The following is an 18,713-nucleotide window of genomic DNA, read 5'->3' as shown; positions in this document are numbered from 1 at the left end:
GAGATCGTCGGTTCGATCCTTGTTATTTGACGACCAGGGCGGCCATTTTGGCCTGGTCGGCGCCTGCGGCAAGGAATTTGTGGGGATCCTGCTGCACACCTTTGACGAGCACCTCGAAATGGAGGTGTGAGCCGGTGGACCGGCCGGTGGAGCCGATGTCGGCGATGCGTTGCCCGCGCCGGACGATATCGCCTACCTTCACATATACACGTGAGGTATGGGCGTAGCGGGTGACGATATCGTTTCCATGGTCGATATCGATCATGTTTCCGTACTGATGATGGTATTCCGCTGAAATAACGACGCCGCCAGCCGCAGCGACGATCGGCGTACCCACCGCCGCGGCAAAATCGATGCCTTCATGAAAGGCGTTTTTCCCGGTAAAGGGATCGATACGCCAGCCGAAGCCGGATGCGTTGTAGCTTACATTGACCGGCTGTATCGTCGGCAGCAACCTGGAGCGAATCTTGTAGCTCATCAGCGTAGTCTCGACGACGTTCATGTAGTCGGCGCGCTGCTCGACATCCTTGGCCGTGGCATCGAGCGCCTTCTGAAACTCCGACATGCTGAGCGGCTTGTCATTTGTCGAGGGGGCGGGACCACCGCGGCCCGGCGGCTCCCGGAAGTTAAACTCCTGCGGCTTGACCCCTGCCAAGCCCTGCACCCGCTCGCCCAAGGCATCGAGGCGCATCAGTTGGGCCTGCATCTCGCCCAGCTTCATCGCCATGGCGGCGAGGTTTTCCTTGACGTACTTGTCTTTGCGGACGCTGTCTTCCTGCGTGGCGGAGGCAAGGACGTCGCGAACCAGGGGAATATTGAAGTCGGTAGCGTGACGGAAGGTGAGGTAGTACAGCAAAGATGCGGCGGCGAGTACCGACATGACGAAAAACAGCGCCAGCGCCAATAAATGCCAATGTCTCAGGGTGATCGTTTTTGCGCTGAAGCGTGGGTGCAGCAGAATAATTTGCATGACAACTCCTACGACTCGTCTATCGCGGGCGCTCTGTGATAAGGTTTGAGCATGATTCGCTCATCCTCATTTGTTTCTTTTAAGCAAGGCTTTCAGTCTACACGCCGAGCCGGAAAAACCACGAGCACTGTTACAGGTGTTACAGATTTTCTGCGCGCAAACGACAAGATGGCCAAGCTCTTGCCGGCCATTTCACGCATTAATGCACTTCAAAAGGAATGTGCCGCGATTCTTCCCGCGCTGTTTGATGCATGTTCCGTCATCCAGTTCGAAGCGGGTAACCTGGTGCTCGCCACGCCGAACGCTGCGCTTGCAACAAAGCTGAAACAGCAACTGCCCAAGCTGCAGGACGGACTACTGAAGCGGGGATGGCAGGTTAACGCAATACGGATTAAAGTGCAAGTAAGCAATATTGCTGAAAAGACAATTCCGCCAAAGCAACTGGAGCTACCCGCGAAAGCCGTTTCCGCGCTCGCATCCTTGAACGACGCCTTGGAAAATTCCCCGCAAAACGAAGCACTGAAGGCGGCGATCAGCGCGATGCTGAAACGCCACCGGAAAGAGAAATAAAAAGCGGAGGATTAAGGCCGGGTGAAAAAAGGGCCTAGTTGAACGCCCATTCCTGGCCGGCTTGCCGAACGTAGGCGCCGGGTGCCGTATCGAGTGAATCGAAGCTGACGATCTCGTAGGCTTCGGGCTGTGCCAGCAGTTCCCGCAACAGCAGATTGTTGAGCGTGTGGCCGGACTTGTGCGCCACGTAGCTGGCGAGCAGAGGATGGCCGATCAGATAAAGGTCACCGATTGCGTCCAGAATCTTGTGCCGCACGAATTCATTGTCATAGCGAAGACCATCGGCATTCAGGATGCGGTATTCGTCCATCACGATGGCGTTTTCCAGCGATCCGCCGCGAGCGAGCCCCATGCCCCGCAGCGTCTCGACATCCTGCATGAATCCGAAAGTGCGGGCGCGAGCGATTTCCTTCACGTACGATTCGGATGCGAAATCGACTTCTGCGACCTGGCCGGTGCCATCAACCGCCGGATGATTGAATTCGATAAAGAATTTCAGCTTGAAGCCGTTGTAGGGCTCAAGCCTGGCCCACTTTTCCTGCGCGCCCTTGCCTTCGCGGATTTCAACCGGTTTCTTGATACGAATGAATTTTTTCGGTGCGTTCTGTTCCTGCAGGCCGGCCTGCTGCAGAAGAAACACAAAAGATGATGCCGAGCCGTCCATGATGGGAATTTCTTCCGCCGTGACGTCGACATACAGATTATCGATGCCAAGTCCGGCGCATGCGGACATCAGGTGTTCGACCGTCGATACTCTCACGCCGTCCTTTTCCAGGACCGATGCCATGCGCGTATCGCCAACGCCGGTCGCGGTCGCAGGCAAATCCACCGGCGGAGTCTGGTCCACGCGGCGAAAAACAATGCCTGTGTCCGCTGCGGCCGGGCGCAGGGCAAGTTCGACCTTGGTACCGGAATGCAGTCCGACGCCGACAGTCTTGACGAGCTGTTTGACGGTACGTTGTTTGAGCATTGTGGAATTATAGCAACTAACCCGTGAGTCAGTTGTTTTGAAATGTAACGCCTGTTGGCGTCACGCCACGCAAAACAGCGCTTTTTCCGTCTTCGCCAAGCCGGGTCGGCTATTCCAACCATCTTTGCGACCGCTGCACGGCGCGACGCCAGTCGGCCAGACGGTGCTTTCTTTCTTCGTCCACCATCTGCGGCTCAAAACGTTTCTGAACTTGCCATTGCGACGCGATTTCTTCTTGCGAGCCCCAATAGCCGACCGCAAGCCCCGCTAAATACGCCGCTCCCAAGGCTGTCGTTTCCGTCACCATCGGGCGCACGACGGGAACGCCCAGCACGTCGGCCTGAAATTGCATCAACAGATCGTTGCGCGCCGCACCGCCGTCCACCCGCAGTTCCGTCAATGCCATTCCGGCATCTTTTTGCATCGCCTCCAGCACGTCCGCGCTTTGGTATGCGATGCTGGCGAGGGTGGCACGCGCGATATGGGCCTTGCTTGTACCGCGACTGATGCCGACCATGGTGCCGCGTGCATAGGCATCCCAGTAGGGAGCGCCGAGGCCGGCAAAGGCAGGGACGAAAAACACGCCGCCGGTATCGGGCACGCTGGATGCGAGCGCCTCGACTTCCGCCGAACTTTGGATGATGCCCAGGCCGTCACGCAGCCACTGGACGGCTGCACCGGCATTGAACACGCTGCCTTCCAGCATATAGTCGGTTTCGCCGTCAACGGTCCAGCCTACGGTGGTGAGCAGGTTGTTGTGCGACGGGATCGCTCGCTTGCCGGTATTGAGCAGCATGAAGCAGCCTGTCCCGTAGGTGTTCTTGGCCATGCCGGGCCGATGGCAGGCCTGGCCGAAGGTGGCGGCCTGCTGATCACCGGCGATGCCGGCGATCGGGATGGAGACGCCGAACAGCGCGGGATCGGTCTTGCCTGCGACGCCGCTGCTGGGCACGACCTGCGGCAACACGCTGACAGGTATGTCGAGCAAGCCCAGCAATTCGTCATCCCATTGCAGAGTGTGGATGTTGAACAGGAGCGTGCGCGAGGCATTGCTGCTGTCGATGACGTGGGCGCCGCACATGCGGAAAATCAGCCATGAGTCGATGGTGCCGAACGCGAGCTGACCACGTTCCGCCTTTTCGCGGGCGCCGGCGACATGGTCGAGCAGCCATTTGACCTTGGTGCCGGAAAAATAAGCATCGAGCACAAGCCCGGTCTTCTGCTGGAACAGCGCGGCCTTGCCTTGCTCGCGCAGGGCGTCGCACAAATCCGCGGTACGGTGGTCTTGCCAGACGATGGCATTGGCGATCGGCTGGCCGGTTTGCCGGTCCCACAAGACCGTCGTCTCGCGCTGGTTGGCAATGCCGATGGCAGCGATGTCGGCCGGCGCAAGCTTTGTTTGCTTCAAGACTTGTTGCGCGACCTGCAGCTGGGTGCGCCAGATTTCCATGGCATCGTGCTCGACCCAGCCGGAACGCGGAAAGATTTGAGTGAACTCTTGCTGCGCCATGCCGTGCTGGCGACCCGCATGGTCGAACAGGATGGCGCGTGAACTCGTCGTGCCCTGGTCAAGAGCGAGAATGTACCGGGTCATTGAACTGTCTCCAAAACGAAAGCCGCAGCAAATGCAAAATCCGGATGAGTCATGTCAAGTGCGGACAGATGCGACTAGGTATGTCGATGCCGGTATCGATTCTAGCCAAGAAACCAATGCGCAGCGCGCCGCGCGCAAGCCTGCTTCCTATGCGCGCAGCCACCGTGCCTGTGCAGCCGACGTTCTCACCCGCATCCATGCATCGAGCTTCGCCGCGGCCCCGACCGGTAGACGCAAGCCCAGTTTGGAACGACGCCACAATATGTCTTCCGCATTGACGGCCCATTCGCGCCGCATCAAATAGTCGACTTCCACTTCAAAGAGGCCGGGCGCGATTTCGTCACCCATGTCGCCCATCCTTCGACAACCGGACAGCAGCACATGGGTACGCGTGCCGTAAGCACGAGCGTAGCGGGCAACCAGGGCCGGCGGCAGCCATGCGAATTTCTGCTGCAACTGGCCCGCGTAGGCTTCGAATTCAAGCACCGAACGCTGGTCCGGCCTTGCTCCGAACAGGTCGCCGCCCGGCAGGCAGGCATCGGCTGTCCAGGCCCCCTTCCGCGTTGGCAGCGATGCCGCGAGCAAGTCCACAGCTTCTTCCGCGAGCTTGCGAAAAGTGGTGATCTTGCCTCCGAATACCGACAGCATCGGCGCCCCGTCCCCGTCGAGTTCAAGACGGTAATCACGAGTGACAGCGGATGCATCGGACGATTCGTCCTCGACCAAGGGGCGCACGCCGGAATAGGCGCACACCACGTCAGTGGGAACGATCTTCTTGCGAAAATAGCGGCTGGCGAGGTCGCACAAGTAGAAGATTTCGCCATCGTCGATCGCGACCTCGCCCGGGTCGCCGTGATATTCGATATCGGTGGTTCCGATCAGCGTGAAGTCCTGCTGGAAAGGGATGGCGAACACAATGCGTCCGTCGGGGTGCTGGAAGATATAGGCGTACGGATGATCGAATACCCGTCGAACGACGATGTGGCTGCCCTTGATCAGGCGGAGCGATTTTGCGGCAGGACGATGCACGGCCGTCTGCAGGAAGTGGGCGGCCCAGGGACCGGCCGCGTTGACCAGACAGCGCGCATTGACAGAGATCGCTTCGCCCGCATCGGTACGTAGTTCGGCAATCCAGCGATCGCCTCGGCGCCGCGCGGATTCGCATCGCGTACGCGTCAGGATCCTGGCTCCTCGTTCGGACGCATCGACCGCGTTCAATACAACAAGACGCGCGTCGTCGACCCAGCCGTCGGAATAGACGAAACCGCGCGTGAATTCCGGCTTCAACGGTTTGCCGGCCGCATGCCGGCGCAAGTCAACGCCGCGAGAACCGGGCAGCAGCTCGCGCCTGGCAAGGCTGTCGTACAGGAACAGGCCCGCACAGATCATCCATCCCGGTCGCTGCCCCTTGTCGTGGGGCAGAACGAAGCGCAATGGCGACATGATATGCGGTGCCGCGCGCAGCAATACTTCGCGCTCGATCAGCGCTTTGCGCACCAGTCCGAATTCATAATGTTCGAGATAGCGCAATCCGCCGTGGATCAGTTTGGAGGAAGCCGAGGAGGTATGGGCGGCCAGATCGTCCTTTTCGCACAGCACTACCGAGAGGTCTCGTCCCGCTGCGTCGCGCGCGATCCCCGCCCCATTGATGCCGCCGCCGACGATGAGCAGATCGCAGTCGATTTTTTTCTGGCCGTGTTTCATCGAATACCCGAAAATGAATGCTTGAATGAAGACAAGCAATAACAATACGACAGCATTCGAAATGAATTCAACAATATTTTTAGAATTTTTGTTCGTTTAGTTTCGTTTTGAATTATTTTGAGATCGAAAGGGAGGGAGCGATGACGCTTAATCCACGGCAGCGCCGACTGCTTGAGGTGGTTCGGCAACACGTCACGATGTCTGTGGAAGAGTTGGCGCAGCAACTGGATGTGACGCCGCAGACGGTGCGCCGCGACGTCAAGCAAATGGAAGAAGCAAAGCTGCTGGCGCGCTATCACGGCGGCGTCGGCCTGCCGTCTTCGGTTGAAAATATCGACTACAGCCAGCGCCAGGTCTTGAACAGCGAGTCCAAGCGGCGTATCGCCAAGGCGGTCGCGGCACAGGTGCCGTCGGGCTGTTCATTATTGATCAATATCGGTACGACGACGGAGGAAGTGGCGCGCGCACTCTCCCATCATCGCGGCCTGCATGTGGTGACCAATAACCTGAACGTGGCCGCGATTCTTGCCGACAATCCGCATTCCGAGGTAATTGTGGCCGGCGGTGTCGTGCGCGGGCGGGATCGCGGCATCATCGGCGAGGCAACGATCGACTTCATCCGCCAGTTCAAGGTCGACATCGGCATCATCGGGATTTCCAGCATCGAGCCGGATGGAACCCTGCGTGACTTCGACCCGCGCGAAGTCAAGGTCGCGCAAGCCATCATTGAGCAGTCACGGGAAGTCTGGCTGGTCGCCGATCACGACAAGTTCGGCCGACAGGCGCTGGTGCGCATGGCGCATGTGTCGCAGATCGATGTCCTCTTTACCGACGCGCGGCCGCCGGAAGCACTGTCCAAAGCCTTGAAGGAAGCGCACGTCAAGGTCGTGGTCGCTCCCTGAACGAAGCAGCGCCTCGAACAGGAAACGATGGACGACGTATCACTTATCGTTTCAGGCTGTCGCGGATCTCGCGCAAGAGAACAACCTCTTCCGGCGGTGCAGCAGGCGCGGGAGGAGCAGCGGGCGTTTCCCGCTTGAGACGATTCATCTGCTTGACCATCAGGAAAATGATGAAGGCCAGGATGACAAAGTTCAGCGCAACGGTGATAAAGCTTCCATATGCGAGCACAGCGCCCGCCTTTTTTGCCTCGACCAGCGTCGTTGCTGTTTGCCCCGAAAGCGGGATGAAGTAATTGCTGAAGTCGAGGCCACCCGACACCTTGCCTACCACCGGCATAATGATGTCGCCGACCAGGGAATCGACGATTTTCCCGAACGCGGCACCGATGATGACACCGACCGCCAGGTCCATCACATTACCCTTGAGGGCAAATTCCTTGAATTCGCTCAGCATGCTCATTACTCGACCTTTCAACGTAAGGAAAACGAAAACCCAGGCGGCGCTGATGTTGCCTGTTTAGCATAGTACAAGATGTGGATTCCGGGCGGCGCGCTTCAAGCAGACTGCGCGAGATAAATTTACCATTCCGGCCATCTCTTGACCTGGGATAGATTCGCACGCCGGAGACAGGCGGCCGACTGCCGTCATGCGGTCGAGTCCACATAAAAAATACGGCGCCGGAGCGCCGCATTTTTCTTCTGCCTGCGTCGATCAGCCAAGTTGCCCGAGCAGGGTCTCAGCGTTCGATACTTCGAACTTGCCCGGCTGTTCGACATTCAGCTGCTTCACGACACCATCATCGACCAGCATCGAATAACGTTGCGAGCGCACGCCCATGCCCTTCGCCGTCAGGTCGAATTCCAGGCCGAGCGCCTTGGTGAACATGGCGCTGCCGTCGGCCATCATGCGCACCACGCCGGTCGCTTTCTGGTCGCGGCCCCAGGCGCCCATCACGAATGCATCGTTGACCGACACGCACCAGATTTCATCGACGCCCTTGGCCTTGAATTTGTCGGCGAGCGCGACATAACCCGGCACATGCTGGGCCGAGCAGGTCGGCGTGAAGGCACCGGGCAATCCGAAGATCGCGATCTTCTTGCCCTTGGTCAGATCGCTGACCTTGAATGCGTTGGGGCCGAGGGAACAGCCTTCCGATGCAACTTCGATGAACTCCTGGAGAGTGCCTTCAGGCAGGCGATCGCCGATCTTGATGGTCATGATGGTGTCCTTTTTACTTTATAGGTTTGTGAGTGCCAATAAAAACGCCGCGCCGTGGGGCGCGGCGTACAAACCGCAGTATGCCTTGTTCTTGCCATTCTTGCAGCGCGCCCACCCGGCCGTGCTGCAAGGCAAGGAAAAGCCTCAGTCAGCCTGCTTGCGCAGGAATGCCGGGATGTCGTAGGTTTCCATGCCATTCTTTTCCAGCGCACGCACAGTTTCCGACGCGGATTCGCGACGCCACACGGCCGGCTTGCTGAGATTCTCGAATGCCGGCGCTTGCGGCGCGGCTCCGCCGTTGAAGCCGGTGTGCTGCATGATCGGCTCATTGTGCGTGCCGGTGCGCAGGACCGGTGTCTGCACCAGCTGCACGTTCTTGCGGGCACGGCCCAGGCCGGTTGCGACCACGGTGACGCGAATGTCGTCGCCCATGGCGTCGTCGTAGGCGATACCCTGTGCAATCGATGCATCCGGTGCCGCAAATGCACGCACGGTGGCCATGACTTCCTTGATTTCCTTGCCCTTCAGGCTGCGGCTTGCCGTCACATTGACCAGCACGCCACGCGCGCCGGACAGATCGATGCCGTCCAGCAGCGGCGATGCGACTGCCTGCTCCGCAGCAATGCGTGCACGATCGACACCGGAAGCCGTCGCCGTACCCATCATCGCCTTGCCCTGCTCGCCCATGATGGTCTTGACGTCATTGAAGTCGACGTTGATATGGCCAGGTACGTTGATGATTTCGGCAATACCGGCCACTGCATTGTTCAGCACGTCGTCGGCATGCTGCAGCCATTCGATCATGCTGTCGTCTTCGTAGATCTCTTCGAGCTTTTCGTTCAGGATCACGATCAGGGAGTCGACATGCGCGCTCAAGGCTTCCAGGCCTTCGTCGGCGATTTCCATGCACTTCGCGCCTTCGTAGGAGAAAGGCTTGGAAACGACCGCCACGGTCAGCGCACCGAGTTCCTTGGCCACTTGCGCGACGATCGGCGCCGCGCCGGTGCCGGTACCGCCGCCCATGCCGGCAGCGATGAAAACCATGTGAGCGCCGCGCAGCGCATCCTCGATGCGTGAACGCGAGTCTTCGGCCAGCTTGCGGCCGACGTCCGGCTTCATGCCGGCACCCAGACCGGACTCGCCGATCTGGATGACGTTGTCCGCCTTCGACTGTGCGAGTGCCTGCGCATCGGTGTTGGCTGCGATGAATTCAACGCCAGACACGCCTTTGTTGATCATGTGCTGAACCGCATTTCCCCCTGCTCCGCCAACGCCGACAACCTTGATCACCGTCCCCAGATTTGCATTATCAATCATATCGATTTCCATGATGACTCCCTTAGATGATGCAGTTTTCAGTCGTTAATCACCACGCGGTGTGGCGACTAGCAACTGCAAACTGCTGTTAATACAAAAGATTATTACTATTAAAAATTCCCCAAAAACCACTCTTTCATGCGTTGCCAGACCGCCTTCACCGAACCATCCTGGCGAGTGACGATATGGCCGCGCAAATACTGCTTCTTCGCTTCCAATAACAAACCCAATACAGTCGAATACCGCGGACTGCGTACGACGTCGGCGAGCTGTCCGCTGTACTCCGGCACGCCGAGGCGGGCCGGCTTCAGGAAGATGTCTTCCGCCAGTTCCACCATGCCCGGCATCATTGCGGAGCCGCCGGTCAGCACCAGCCCCGACGACAAGACTTCTTCGTAGCCCGATTCACGCACCACTTGATGCACCAGCGCGAACAGTTCCTCCACACGCGGCTCGATCACCGCGGCCAGCGCCTGACGCGACAAGGTGCGCGGGCCACGGTCGCCGAGGCCCGGCACTTCCAGCGTCTCGTTCGGGTCGGCCAGCACCTGCTTGGCGACGCCATAGCGCAACTTGATTTCTTCGGCTTCTGCCGTCGGCGTGCGCACCGCCATCGCGATGTCGTTCGTGATCTGGTCGCCCGCGATCGGGATCACCGCCGTGTGGCGAATCGCGCCTTCGGTGAAGATCGCGACGTCGGTCGTTCCGCCGCCGATGTCGATCAGCACGACGCCAAGTTCCTTTTCGTCAGGCGTGAGCACTGCATCGGCCGACGCCATCGGCTGCAGGATCAGGTCGGAGACTTCCAGGCCGCAGCGGCGCACGCATTTGACGATGTTCTGCACTGCCGAGACCGCGCCGGTGACGATATGCACCTTCACTTCGAGGCGGATGCCGCTCATGCCGATCGGCTCGCGCACGTCTTCCTGGCTGTCGACGATGAATTCCTGCGGGACGGTATGCAGCAACTGTTGGTCGGTCGGGATGTTAACCGCCTTCGCCGTCTCGATGACGCGCGCCACGTCAGCGGCCGTCACTTCCTTGTCCTTGATCGCCACCATGCCGCTCGAATTGAAGCTGCGGATATGGCTGCCGGCGATGCCGGTATAGACGTTCTTGATCTTGCAGTCGGCCATCAGCTCGGCTTCTTCCAGCGCGCGCTGGATCGATTCGACCGTCGCTTCGATGTTGACCACGACCCCCTTCTTCAGCCCCTTGGACTCGTGCTGCCCCAGCCCGATGACCTCATGCCTCCCGTTAGGCATGACCTCGGCAACCACCGCCACCACCTTGGAAGTGCCGATGTCGAGGCCGACGATCAGATTTTTCGCGTCTTTTGTCATATTGTCTGCTTACTTTTTCCTGCCGTTCACGCCGAACGCTAGTCCTTGGGCTTTCAATGCCAAGCCGTTCGGATAACGCATGTCCACACTTTCAATCTTGTTCTGCAATCGCATTACCAACTGCGGATAAATCGCAATCAGTCGATCGACGCGGTCCTTCAATGTCGTCTTGCTCTGTTCCCGCCCGAGTTCCACCACCATGCCGTTGTTGAGGCGCACAGTCCACGCATAACGACCGGACAGCTGTACCGCGTCCGGCGCCAGGCTGATCGCCTTGAACCAGTCCTGCAGTTCGCGATAGCGCGCCACCACTTCCTTTTCGCTTCCCTCCGGGCCAGCGAATTCCGCCAGTTCACCGTCTTCCTCGGCCTCGGCCAGGTTGGCGGTAAACACGTCGCCCTTCACCGATACCAGCCGGCCGTCTTCACCCCAGGTTCCCAGCGCCTCGTGCTCGTCGATCGTCACGATCAGCTTGTTCGGCCATTCGCGCCGCACGGTCGCCTTGCGCACCCAGGGCACCGCCTCGAAGGCCTGGCGCACCGCATCCAGATTGGCGGTGAAAAAATTGCCCTTGATGCGCGGTATTGCCGTTGTTCGTACTGTCGACGGATTAACGTGGCGAAGGTGGATTTCGCCGACACCTTCGATGCGAATTGTCTTCAGCGTAAACATCGGCCGCTGCGCCACCCACCACAAGCCGGACGCGACCAGGCTCAACACCAACAGGCCCAGCAGGGCGTTGGTGGTTGCGTTGAGCATTCGGACGTCGTGCCACATGGTCGTCTATCTATCCTCAGGTCGGGTGCCAGTCTTTCGACGGTTTCAGTTCCAGGTCCGCGCAACGCAGAATCTCCACGCACAAGTCCTCGTAGCTGATTCGCGCTGCCTTGGCCGACATCGGCACCAGGGAGTGTCCGGTCATTCCCGGAGAGGTATTGATCTCCAGGAGAAACGGCTCGTTGTCGGCTGCGCGCAGCATGAAATCGACACGCGCCCAACCCGCGCTGCCGAGCGCATTGAAGGCGCGTACGGCGATCGACTGGATACGCTTGGTCAACTCTTCATCGAGCGGCGCCGGGCACAGGTACTGCGTGTCGTCGCTGAAATACTTGTTCTGGTAGTCGTAATTGCCCTGCGGCGCGCGGATCTCGACAATCGGCAAGGCGCGCGCGTTGCGGCCTTTGCCGAGCACCGGCACCGTCAGTTCACGTCCGCTCACAAACTCCTCGGCAAGCACCACGTCGTCGTATTTCGCGCAGTGCGCAAAGGCTTCCTGCATGTCGGAATAGCCGGCCACCTTGCTGATGCCGATGGTGGAACCTTCGTGCGGCGCCTTCAGCATCAGCGGCAGTCCGAGCTCGTCCGGCACCTTGCGCAACTCCTCGTTATTGGCGTTCTTCGAGTCCAGCACGATGAAGCGCGGCGTCGGCAGGCTGTGGCTCAACCAGATGCGCTTGGTCATCACCTTGTCCATGCCGATGGACGACGCCATGACGCCGGACCCGGTGTAGGGAATGCCCAATTGCTCCAGCGCGCCCTGCAGCGTGCCGTCTTCACCGTAACGCCCGTGCAGCGCGATGAACACGCGGTCGAATTTCTCCGCTACCAGTTCCGCCAGGCTGCGTTCCGCCGGGTCGAAGCCGTGCGCATCGACACCCTTGCTCTGCAGCGCCTTCAACACGCCCTGCCCCGACATCAGCGACACCTCGCGCTCGGCGGAGCGACCGCCGTACAGCACGCCGACTTTTCCAAATTCTTTCTTCAAATCCGTTGCACTCATGATTGATCCTGCTTCAATGCTCAGATTCCCTGAGCCAGTTTGCCGGGCACGCCGCTGATCGAACCGGCGCCCATGGTGATCACCACATCGCCATCTTTTGCCATGTTCATGATCGTCGCCGGCATGTCGGCGATGTCTTCCACAAATATCGGTTCCACCTTGCCCAGCACGCGCAGCGCGTGTGCCAGCGCCCGACCGTCCGCGGCGACGATCGGCTGTTCACCCGCCGGGTAGACGTCTGCCAGCACCAGCGCGTCCACCGAGGACATGACTTTCACGAAGTCCTCGAACAGGTCGCGCGTACGCGTGTAACGGTGCGGCTGGAAAGCCAGCACGATGCGGCGACCCGGGAAGGCACCGCGCGCGGCGCCCAGTGTCGCAGCCATTTCCACCGGGTGGTGGCCGTAGTCGTCGACCAGCGTGAACGCGCCGCCTGCCGGCAGCTTGATCTCGCCGTAGCGCGTAAAGCGGCGTCCAACGCCGTTGAACTCGCGCAAGGCCTTCTGTGTGGCGACATCCTTCACGCCGACCTCGCGTGCAATGGCGATGGCCGCGCAGGCATTCTGCACATTGTGCATGCCGGGCTGGTTCAAACGGACGACCAGCGGCGGGTAGCCGTCCTGGATCACGGTGAATTCCATGTGGGTGTCAACCGCTTTCGCGTCGATTGCCCTGACCTGCGCATCTTCATGAAAGCCATAGGTGAGGATAGGCTTAGCGATGAAGGGCATGATTTCGCGCACGTTGGGGTCGTCGATGCACAGCATCACGACGCCGTAGAACGGAAGGCGCTGCGTGAATTCGACGAAGGCCTGCTTCAGCTTCGCGAAGCTGTGGTCGTAGGTCTCCATGTGGTCGGCATCGATGTTGGTGATGACTTCGATGCAGGGCGACAGGTTCAGGAAAGAGGCGTCGGACTCGTCCGCTTCGGCAACGATGAAGTCGCCGGCGCCCAGCTTGGCGTTGGCGCCAGCGCTGTTCAGGCGGCCGCCAATCACGAAGGTTGGGTCCAGGCCGCCCTCGGCCAGCACGCTGGCAACCAGGCTGGTGGTAGTGGTCTTGCCATGGGTGCCGGCAATCGCAATGCCCTGCTTCAGGCGCATCAATTCGGCCAGCATGACAGCACGCGGCACGATCGGAATGCGTTTGGCTCGTCCCGCGACCACTTCGGGGTTGTCGCCCTTGACGGCGGTGGAGGTCACGATCGCGTCGGCATGCTCGATGTTTTCCGCTGCGTGACCCAGGCTCACCTTCGCACCCAGTTCCGACAGACGCTGGGTGGCTGCATTGCTGCCCAGGTCCGATCCGGATACGGTGTATCCCAGGTTCAGCAACACCTCCGCAATGCCGCTCATCCCTGAGCCGCCGATGCCGACGAAGTGAATGTTTTTGACTTTATGTTTCATGCTTGTGTGGCTAATTCTTCCAGTACATTTGCGATCGTTTCGTTCGCCTGGCGCCTGCCTATGGCATGCGCCGCCTCTGCCATCGTCTTGCATGCATCACGCGGAAGCGATTGCAGCAGTTGCGACAAGCGCTCCGGGTTCAATTCGGTTTGCGGCAAGTGAATCGCCGCCTTCTGGCTCGCCATCCATTGCGCGTTGTCGCGCTGATGCGAGGTGGTCGAGGCCACCAGGGGTACCAGCACGCTGGCGACGCCCGCCGCCGTCAGTTCCGATACGGTGATCGCGCCCGCGCGGCAGATCACCAGGTCCGCTTCCGCGTAACGGCGCGGCATGTCGTCGATGAAATCCACCACTTCCGCTTGCACCTGCGCGTTCGCATAGGCGCTGCGCAGAGCGTCGATGTGCTGCTTGCCCGATTGATGGGTGACAATCGGCCTGGCGTCGACGGGAATTCGAGCGAGAGCCGCCGGCAGACACTCGTTGAGCACTTTTGCGCCCAAGCTTCCGCCCACCACCAGCAAGCGCAACGGGCCGGTGCGACCGGTAAAGCGTTGGGCGGGCAGCGGCACGTCCATGATTTCCTTGCGCACCGGATTCCCGGTCACCATCGCCTTGCTCGCGGCAGCGCCGAAGTCGGCGGGAAATCCGAACAACACGCGTTTGGCCATTGGCGTGAGCGTCTTGTTCGACAGCAGCAAGGCTGCATCGGCATTGACCAGCGCCAGCGGAACACCGCGCAGCTTCGCCATCATGCCGCCGGGAACAGTCACGTAACCGCCCATGCCAAGGACCACATCCGGCTTGCGGCGTCCGATGATGTTGAAGCACGATGCAAACGCGCCGGCCAGTTTGAACAGGCCGCGCACGGTATGTGCGAGTCCCTTGCCGCGCACGCCGGCGAAGTCGATCGAATCCATCTCGATCCTGTGCTTCGGAACGATGTCGCGCTCCATGCCGTGCATGGTGCCAAGCCAGGAAACCTGCCAGCCGCGCGCCTGCATCGTTTGTGCGATCGCCAGACCGGGGAAAATATGACCGCCAGTCCCCGCTGCCATGATCAGAAGGCGTTTCATATGCGCCCTCCCCGCATCAGGACACGATTCTCGTAGTCGATGCGCAGCAGGATGGCGAGCCCGATGCAATTGATCAGTACGCCGGAGCCACCATAACTCATCAGCGGCAAAGTCAAACCCTTGGTCGGCAGCAAGCCGAGATTCACACCCATGTTAATAAACGCCTGTACGCCAATCCAGATTCCAATTCCCTTTGCCGCCAGACCTGCGAAGGTCAGGTCCATCGCAATCGCCTGCCGGCCGATTTCAAACGCGCGCTTGACGATCCAGTAAAACAGCATCACAACCACCAGCACGCCCACGAAACCAAGTTCTTCGCCAATGACTGCCAGCAGGAAGTCGGTGTGCGCTTCGGGCAGGTAATGCAGTTTTTCCACGCTGCCGCCGAGTCCCACGCCGAACAACTCGCCGCGACCGAATGCGATCAGCGAATGGGAAAGCTGGTAAGCCTTGCCCAATGCATTCTCTTCCGTCCACGGATTCAGGTACGCGAAAATCCGCTCGCGCCGCCAGGGTGACAACACGATCACCAAACTGAAAATACCGACCAGTGTCGCGCCGATGCCGCCGAACCAGATGCCGTTGATCCCGCCCAGGAACAAGATGCCCATCGCAATGCAGACGATCACACCGAATGCGCCGAGATCCGGCTCCAGCAGCAGCAACAGACCGACAAACCCGATCGCCACCGTCATCGGCATGAATCCTTTGGTCAGCTTGTGCATCACCTCCTGCTTGCGCACCGTGTAGTTGGCCGCATACAGCACGACAAACAGCTTCATCAGTTCCGATGGCTGCAGGTTGAACACCTTGAACGGCAGCCAGCGCTTGGCGCCGTTGACGCCTTTGCCGATGCCGGGAATCAGCACCAGCACGAGCAGTGCGAGCGTCCCCACAAACAGGTAAGGAGCAAGGCGCTGCCAAGTCTCGACTCGCACGCGGAACGTGAGCAAGCCGGCCAGCATGGAAATCGCAATGAAGCTTGCCTGCCTGACCAGGAAATGCGAATTCTTGTAGCTCGCGTATTTCGGCGAATCGGGCAGCGAAATCGACGCGGAGTACACCATCACCATCCCGAACAGCATCAGAAGCACGACCACCCACACCAGCGGCTGGTCGTACTCCATCATCTTCGAGCGCTGCACGACGCCGGGCAGCGGCGCCTGCGCGGACGGAGACGAAAAGGATGGCATCGCAAATTTCATGAGAGCACCTCGCCCCGCGACAACGCCACTTCACGTACCGCATCGACAAACACCTGCGCGCGGTGTGCGTAATTCCTGAACATGTCCAGGCTGGCGCAGGCCGGCGAAAGCAGCACCGCATCGCCGGTTTGTGCCAGCACGGATGCCTTTTGCACTGCGCCTTCCAAGGTCTCGCAATCGATCAGATCCGCGCCCGTTTGCGCGGCTGCGCTTCGGATGGCTTGCGCATCCTTGCCGATCAGCAGCACGGCGCGCACATATTTGGCAATGGGTTCCGCCAATGGTGCAAAATCCTGGCCTTTGCCGTCACCGCCGGCGATCAGGACCAGGCGCCCCGATCCGCCCTGCGACAAGCCGAGTCCATTCAGCGCGGCGACAGTGGCGCCGACGTTGGTTCCCTTGCTGTCATCGTAATAATCGACGCCGCCGACGTTGGCAATCAGTTCAACCCGGTGCGGTTCGCCGCGATAGTCGCGCAAGCCATGCAGGAGCGGCGCCAAGGGCAGCCCGATCGCACGGCACAGAGCCAGCGCCGCGAGCGCATTGACTGCGTTATGCTGCCCGCGGATCTTGAGCGCATCAGCCGGCATCAGGCGATTGAGGATGATGGGCAGTTCGACGCTGTCTTTCTTGCGGCGGCGTTTTTCGCCATCTTCCGACGCAATCGCCGTGGATAGCCACTGCATGCCGTTGTCCTCGACCAGGCCGAAACACTCCGGACGGTCGGGTTCGTCCGCGCCGAAACTGATGTTGGTGGCAAGCGGCGATGCCATGTGCATCACGCGCGGGTCGTCGCGGTTGAGCAAGCGAATGGTTTGGCTGCCAAAGATGCGCGCCTTGTCCGCCGCATAGGCGTCCATGTCGCCATGCCAGTCGAGATGATCCTGTGTAACATTGAGCACGGTCGCGACATCCGCCAGCAAGCTGTAGGTGGTATGCAACTGGAAGCTCGACAGCTCGAGCACCCAAACCTGCGGCAGATCGTCGGCATCCAGCGCCGCGCGCAGCACATCGAGTGCGGCCGGGCTGATATTGCCGGCGACTTGCGTTTTCAGGCCGGCGCGGCGGCAAAGTAGGCCGGTCAGGCTGGTGACGGTGGTCTTGCCGTTGGTGCCGGTGATCGCAATCACTTTCGGTGCGTATTCGCGTTCCGTACGGAGTGCGGCGAGCGCCTGCGCGAACAATTCGATCTCGCCCCACAAGGGGATATTCTTTTCCTGCGCTGCCGGCGCGATCTCGGCCAGTTCCCGACCGGGTGCAAGTCCCGGGCTGACAGCAACGAAGTCGATACCATCCAGCAGGCCAGCGGTGAACGGGCCGCTGACGAATTCCACCTCCGGCACGGCCTCGCGCAACGCCGGCAGGCGTTCCGGCTCCGGGCGCGTGTCAGCGACGCGCAGTGTCGCGCCGCTGCGCGCGAGCCATTGCGCCATCGCCAGACCGGATTCGCCCAGTCCGAGTACGAGTACGTGTTTGCCTTGGTAGTCCATCAGCGCAGTTTCAAGGTCGAGAGGCCGAACAAGACCAGCATCATCGTGATGATCCAGAAGCGCACCACGACTTTCGTTTCTTTCCAGCCCTTTTGTTCAAAATGGTGATGCAGCGGCGCCATCAGCAGGATGCGGCGGCCGACGCCGTAGCGTTTTTTCGTGTACTTGAAATAAGCGACCTGCATCATCACCGACAGCGTCTCCACCACGAAGATGCCGCCCATGATGAACAGCACGATTTCCTGCCGCACGATCACGGCGACGGTGCCAAGCGCTCCGCCCAGCGCCAGTGCGCCGACGTCGCCCATGAAGACCTGCGCGGGATGCGCGTTATACCAGAGGAAGGCCAAGCCCGCGCCGGACATCGCGCCGCAGAAGATCAGCAATTCGGCCGCGCCGGGAATATGCGGAATGAACAGATATTTCGCATACACCGCGCTGCCCGTCAGGTATGCAATCAGGCCGAGTGCGGAACCGACCATCACGGTCGGCATGATCGCCAGGCCGTCGAGGCCGTCCGTCAGATTGACCGCGTTACTGGTGCCGACGATCACGAAGTAGGTCAGCGCCATGAAGCCCCATACGCCCAGCGGATAGCTGATGGTCTTGAAGAAGGGGACAATCAAGTCGGCTTTCGGCGGCAGGTCGAGGTTGAAGCCGGACTGCACCCACGCGAGGAACAGCTGCCAGACCTTGGTGTTGGTCGGCGCAGAAACGGAGAACGCCAGATAGATCGCCGCAACGATGCCGATCAGCGACTGCCAGAAATACTTCTCCTTCGAGGACATGCCCTCCGGGTTCTTGTACACCACCTTGCGGTAGTCATCGACCCAGCCGATGGCGCCGTAGCCGAGCGTCACGACCAGCACCACCCACACGAAACGGTTGCTCCAGTCGGACCAAAGAAGGGTCGAAATGCCGATCGCGAGCAGGATCAGGGCGCCGCCCATGGTCGGCGTGCCGGATTTGATCAGGTGCGTTTGCGGGCCGTCGGTACGCACTGCTTGCCCGACCTTCAGGCGGGTCAGCATGCGAATCATCGCCGGACCTGCGAGCAGGCCGATCGCCAGCGCCGTCAGTGTGGCGAACACCGCTCGGAAGGTAATGAAGTTGAAGACCCGCAGCGGGCCGAGGTCTTGTTGAAAATATTGTGCTAGCCAGAGCAGCATG

General features: G+C 60.2%; 17 protein-coding genes. 2 read left to right on the top strand and 15 right to left on the bottom strand.

Annotated elements, in window-relative coordinates; translation table 11 throughout:
• Positions 1-22 precede the first annotated feature (22 nt).
• A complete protein-coding gene (locus VJ651_RS22265; protein WP_324109528.1) occupies positions 23-970 on the bottom strand; it encodes a M23 family metallopeptidase in 948 nt (315 codons plus the stop codon).
• A gap of 51 nt (positions 971-1,021) precedes the next feature.
• On the opposite strand from VJ651_RS22265, the gene VJ651_RS22260 reads away from it, so the two are divergent.
• Positions 1,022-1,540, top strand: a complete 519-nt coding sequence (locus tag VJ651_RS22260) for a DciA family protein (RefSeq protein WP_324109527.1) — start codon at positions 1,022-1,024, stop codon at positions 1,538-1,540.
• Between the two features lie 34 nt (positions 1,541-1,574).
• Here VJ651_RS22260 and lpxC read toward each other — a convergent pair whose 3' ends face one another.
• The 3 genes from lpxC to glpD all read right to left on the bottom strand — a co-directional run bounded on the left by lpxC (position 1,575) and on the right by glpD (position 5,808).
• The gene (gene lpxC / locus VJ651_RS22255; RefSeq protein ID WP_324109526.1) at positions 1,575-2,510 is read right to left on the bottom strand and encodes a UDP-3-O-acyl-N-acetylglucosamine deacetylase; all 936 of its coding nucleotides are present in this window, start codon (positions 2,508-2,510) and stop codon (positions 1,575-1,577) included.
• Between the two features lie 109 nt (positions 2,511-2,619).
• A complete protein-coding gene (glpK, locus tag VJ651_RS22250; protein ID WP_324109525.1) occupies positions 2,620-4,104 on the bottom strand; it encodes a glycerol kinase GlpK in 1,485 nt (494 codons plus the stop codon).
• Positions 4,105-4,251: 147 nt separating this feature from the next.
• Entirely contained in the window at positions 4,252-5,808 is a 1,557-nt protein-coding gene (gene glpD / locus VJ651_RS22245) for a glycerol-3-phosphate dehydrogenase (protein WP_324109524.1), read from the bottom strand.
• A 140-nt stretch (positions 5,809-5,948) separates the two neighbouring features.
• Between glpD and VJ651_RS22240 the strand changes: the two genes are divergently transcribed.
• Entirely contained in the window at positions 5,949-6,710 is a 762-nt protein-coding gene (locus tag VJ651_RS22240; protein WP_324109523.1) for a DeoR/GlpR family DNA-binding transcription regulator, read from the top strand.
• A 43-nt stretch (positions 6,711-6,753) separates the two neighbouring features.
• Here the strand turns inward: VJ651_RS22240 and mscL are convergent, their stop codons facing one another.
• The 11 genes from mscL to mraY form a co-directional block, all read right to left on the bottom strand.
• Positions 6,754-7,170, bottom strand: coding sequence for a large conductance mechanosensitive channel protein MscL (gene mscL / locus VJ651_RS22235; protein WP_324109522.1), 417 nt, complete (start codon positions 7,168-7,170; stop codon positions 6,754-6,756).
• 252 nt (positions 7,171-7,422) lie between these two features.
• Complete coding sequence (locus VJ651_RS22230) at positions 7,423-7,929, bottom strand: peroxiredoxin (RefSeq protein WP_324109521.1); 507 nt, start codon at positions 7,927-7,929, stop codon at positions 7,423-7,425.
• Between the two features lie 144 nt (positions 7,930-8,073).
• Positions 8,074-9,258, bottom strand: coding sequence for a cell division protein FtsZ (gene ftsZ / locus VJ651_RS22225; protein WP_324109520.1), 1,185 nt, complete (start codon positions 9,256-9,258; stop codon positions 8,074-8,076).
• Positions 9,259-9,356: 98 nt separating this feature from the next.
• A complete protein-coding gene (ftsA, locus tag VJ651_RS22220; protein ID WP_136413206.1) occupies positions 9,357-10,589 on the bottom strand; it encodes a cell division protein FtsA in 1,233 nt (410 codons plus the stop codon).
• 9 nt (positions 10,590-10,598) lie between these two features.
• Entirely contained in the window at positions 10,599-11,366 is a 768-nt protein-coding gene (locus VJ651_RS22215; RefSeq protein ID WP_324109519.1) for a cell division protein FtsQ/DivIB, read from the bottom strand.
• 16 nt (positions 11,367-11,382) lie between these two features.
• Complete coding sequence (locus VJ651_RS22210; protein ID WP_324109518.1) at positions 11,383-12,369, bottom strand: D-alanine--D-alanine ligase; 987 nt, start codon at positions 12,367-12,369, stop codon at positions 11,383-11,385.
• A 20-nt stretch (positions 12,370-12,389) separates the two neighbouring features.
• Positions 12,390-13,775, bottom strand: a complete 1,386-nt coding sequence (murC, locus tag VJ651_RS22205) for a UDP-N-acetylmuramate--L-alanine ligase (protein ID WP_324109517.1) — start codon at positions 13,773-13,775, stop codon at positions 12,390-12,392.
• The gene (gene murG / locus VJ651_RS22200; RefSeq protein WP_324109516.1) at positions 13,772-14,848 is read right to left on the bottom strand and encodes an undecaprenyldiphospho-muramoylpentapeptide beta-N-acetylglucosaminyltransferase; all 1,077 of its coding nucleotides are present in this window, start codon (positions 14,846-14,848) and stop codon (positions 13,772-13,774) included. Before murG ends, murC begins: the two co-directional genes overlap by 4 nt.
• Complete coding sequence (ftsW, locus tag VJ651_RS22195; protein WP_136413211.1) at positions 14,845-16,053, bottom strand: putative lipid II flippase FtsW; 1,209 nt, start codon at positions 16,051-16,053, stop codon at positions 14,845-14,847. The genes murG and ftsW overlap by 4 nt, the downstream gene beginning before the upstream one ends.
• Positions 16,050-17,543 carry a UDP-N-acetylmuramoyl-L-alanine--D-glutamate ligase gene (murD, locus tag VJ651_RS22190; protein WP_324109515.1) on the bottom strand — a complete coding sequence of 498 codons (1,494 nt, stop codon included), beginning with the start codon at positions 17,541-17,543 and terminating at the stop codon, positions 16,050-16,052. Before murD ends, ftsW begins: the two co-directional genes overlap by 4 nt.
• On the bottom strand, positions 17,543-18,712 hold the full coding sequence (gene mraY, locus VJ651_RS22185) for a phospho-N-acetylmuramoyl-pentapeptide-transferase (protein ID WP_324109514.1): 1,170 nt from the start codon (positions 18,710-18,712) through the stop codon (positions 17,543-17,545). Before mraY ends, murD begins: the two co-directional genes overlap by 1 nt.
• Position 18,713: the final 1 nt, after the last annotated feature.

Origin of the sequence: Noviherbaspirillum sp. (genome assembly GCF_035254865.1) — a bacterium.
GTDB lineage: Bacteria > Pseudomonadota > Gammaproteobacteria > Burkholderiales > Burkholderiaceae_D > Noviherbaspirillum.
This window is presented reverse-complemented; position numbering and strand designations above follow the sequence as displayed.

Coding starts and splice junctions, on each gene's coding strand:
- mraY (WP_324109514.1), bottom strand. CDS start 18,712: ATGCTGCTCTGGCTAGCACAATATTTTCAACAAGACCTCGGCCCGCTG.
- murG (WP_324109516.1), bottom strand. CDS start 14,848: ATGAAACGCCTTCTGATCATGGCAGCGGGGACTGGCGGTCATATTTTC.
- ftsW (WP_136413211.1), bottom strand. CDS start 16,053: ATGAAATTTGCGATGCCATCCTTTTCGTCTCCGTCCGCGCAGGCGCCG.
- VJ651_RS22265 (WP_324109528.1), bottom strand. CDS start 970: ATGCAAATTATTCTGCTGCACCCACGCTTCAGCGCAAAAACGATCACC.
- VJ651_RS22210 (WP_324109518.1), bottom strand. CDS start 12,369: ATGAGTGCAACGGATTTGAAGAAAGAATTTGGAAAAGTCGGCGTGCTG.
- lpxC (WP_324109526.1), bottom strand. CDS start 2,510: ATGCTCAAACAACGTACCGTCAAACAGCTCGTCAAGACTGTCGGCGTC.
- glpD (WP_324109524.1), bottom strand. CDS start 5,808: ATGAAACACGGCCAGAAAAAAATCGACTGCGATCTGCTCATCGTCGGC.
- murC (WP_324109517.1), bottom strand. CDS start 13,775: ATGAAACATAAAGTCAAAAACATTCACTTCGTCGGCATCGGCGGCTCA.
- ftsZ (WP_324109520.1), bottom strand. CDS start 9,258: ATGGAAATCGATATGATTGATAATGCAAATCTGGGGACGGTGATCAAG.
- VJ651_RS22240 (WP_324109523.1), top strand. CDS start 5,949: ATGACGCTTAATCCACGGCAGCGCCGACTGCTTGAGGTGGTTCGGCAA.
- ftsA (WP_136413206.1), bottom strand. CDS start 10,589: ATGACAAAAGACGCGAAAAATCTGATCGTCGGCCTCGACATCGGCACT.
- murD (WP_324109515.1), bottom strand. CDS start 17,543: ATGGACTACCAAGGCAAACACGTACTCGTACTCGGACTGGGCGAATCC.
- glpK (WP_324109525.1), bottom strand. CDS start 4,104: ATGACCCGGTACATTCTCGCTCTTGACCAGGGCACGACGAGTTCACGC.
- VJ651_RS22260 (WP_324109527.1), top strand. CDS start 1,022: ATGATTCGCTCATCCTCATTTGTTTCTTTTAAGCAAGGCTTTCAGTCT.
- VJ651_RS22215 (WP_324109519.1), bottom strand. CDS start 11,366: ATGTGGCACGACGTCCGAATGCTCAACGCAACCACCAACGCCCTGCTG.
- VJ651_RS22230 (WP_324109521.1), bottom strand. CDS start 7,929: ATGACCATCAAGATCGGCGATCGCCTGCCTGAAGGCACTCTCCAGGAG.
- mscL (WP_324109522.1), bottom strand. CDS start 7,170: ATGAGCATGCTGAGCGAATTCAAGGAATTTGCCCTCAAGGGTAATGTG.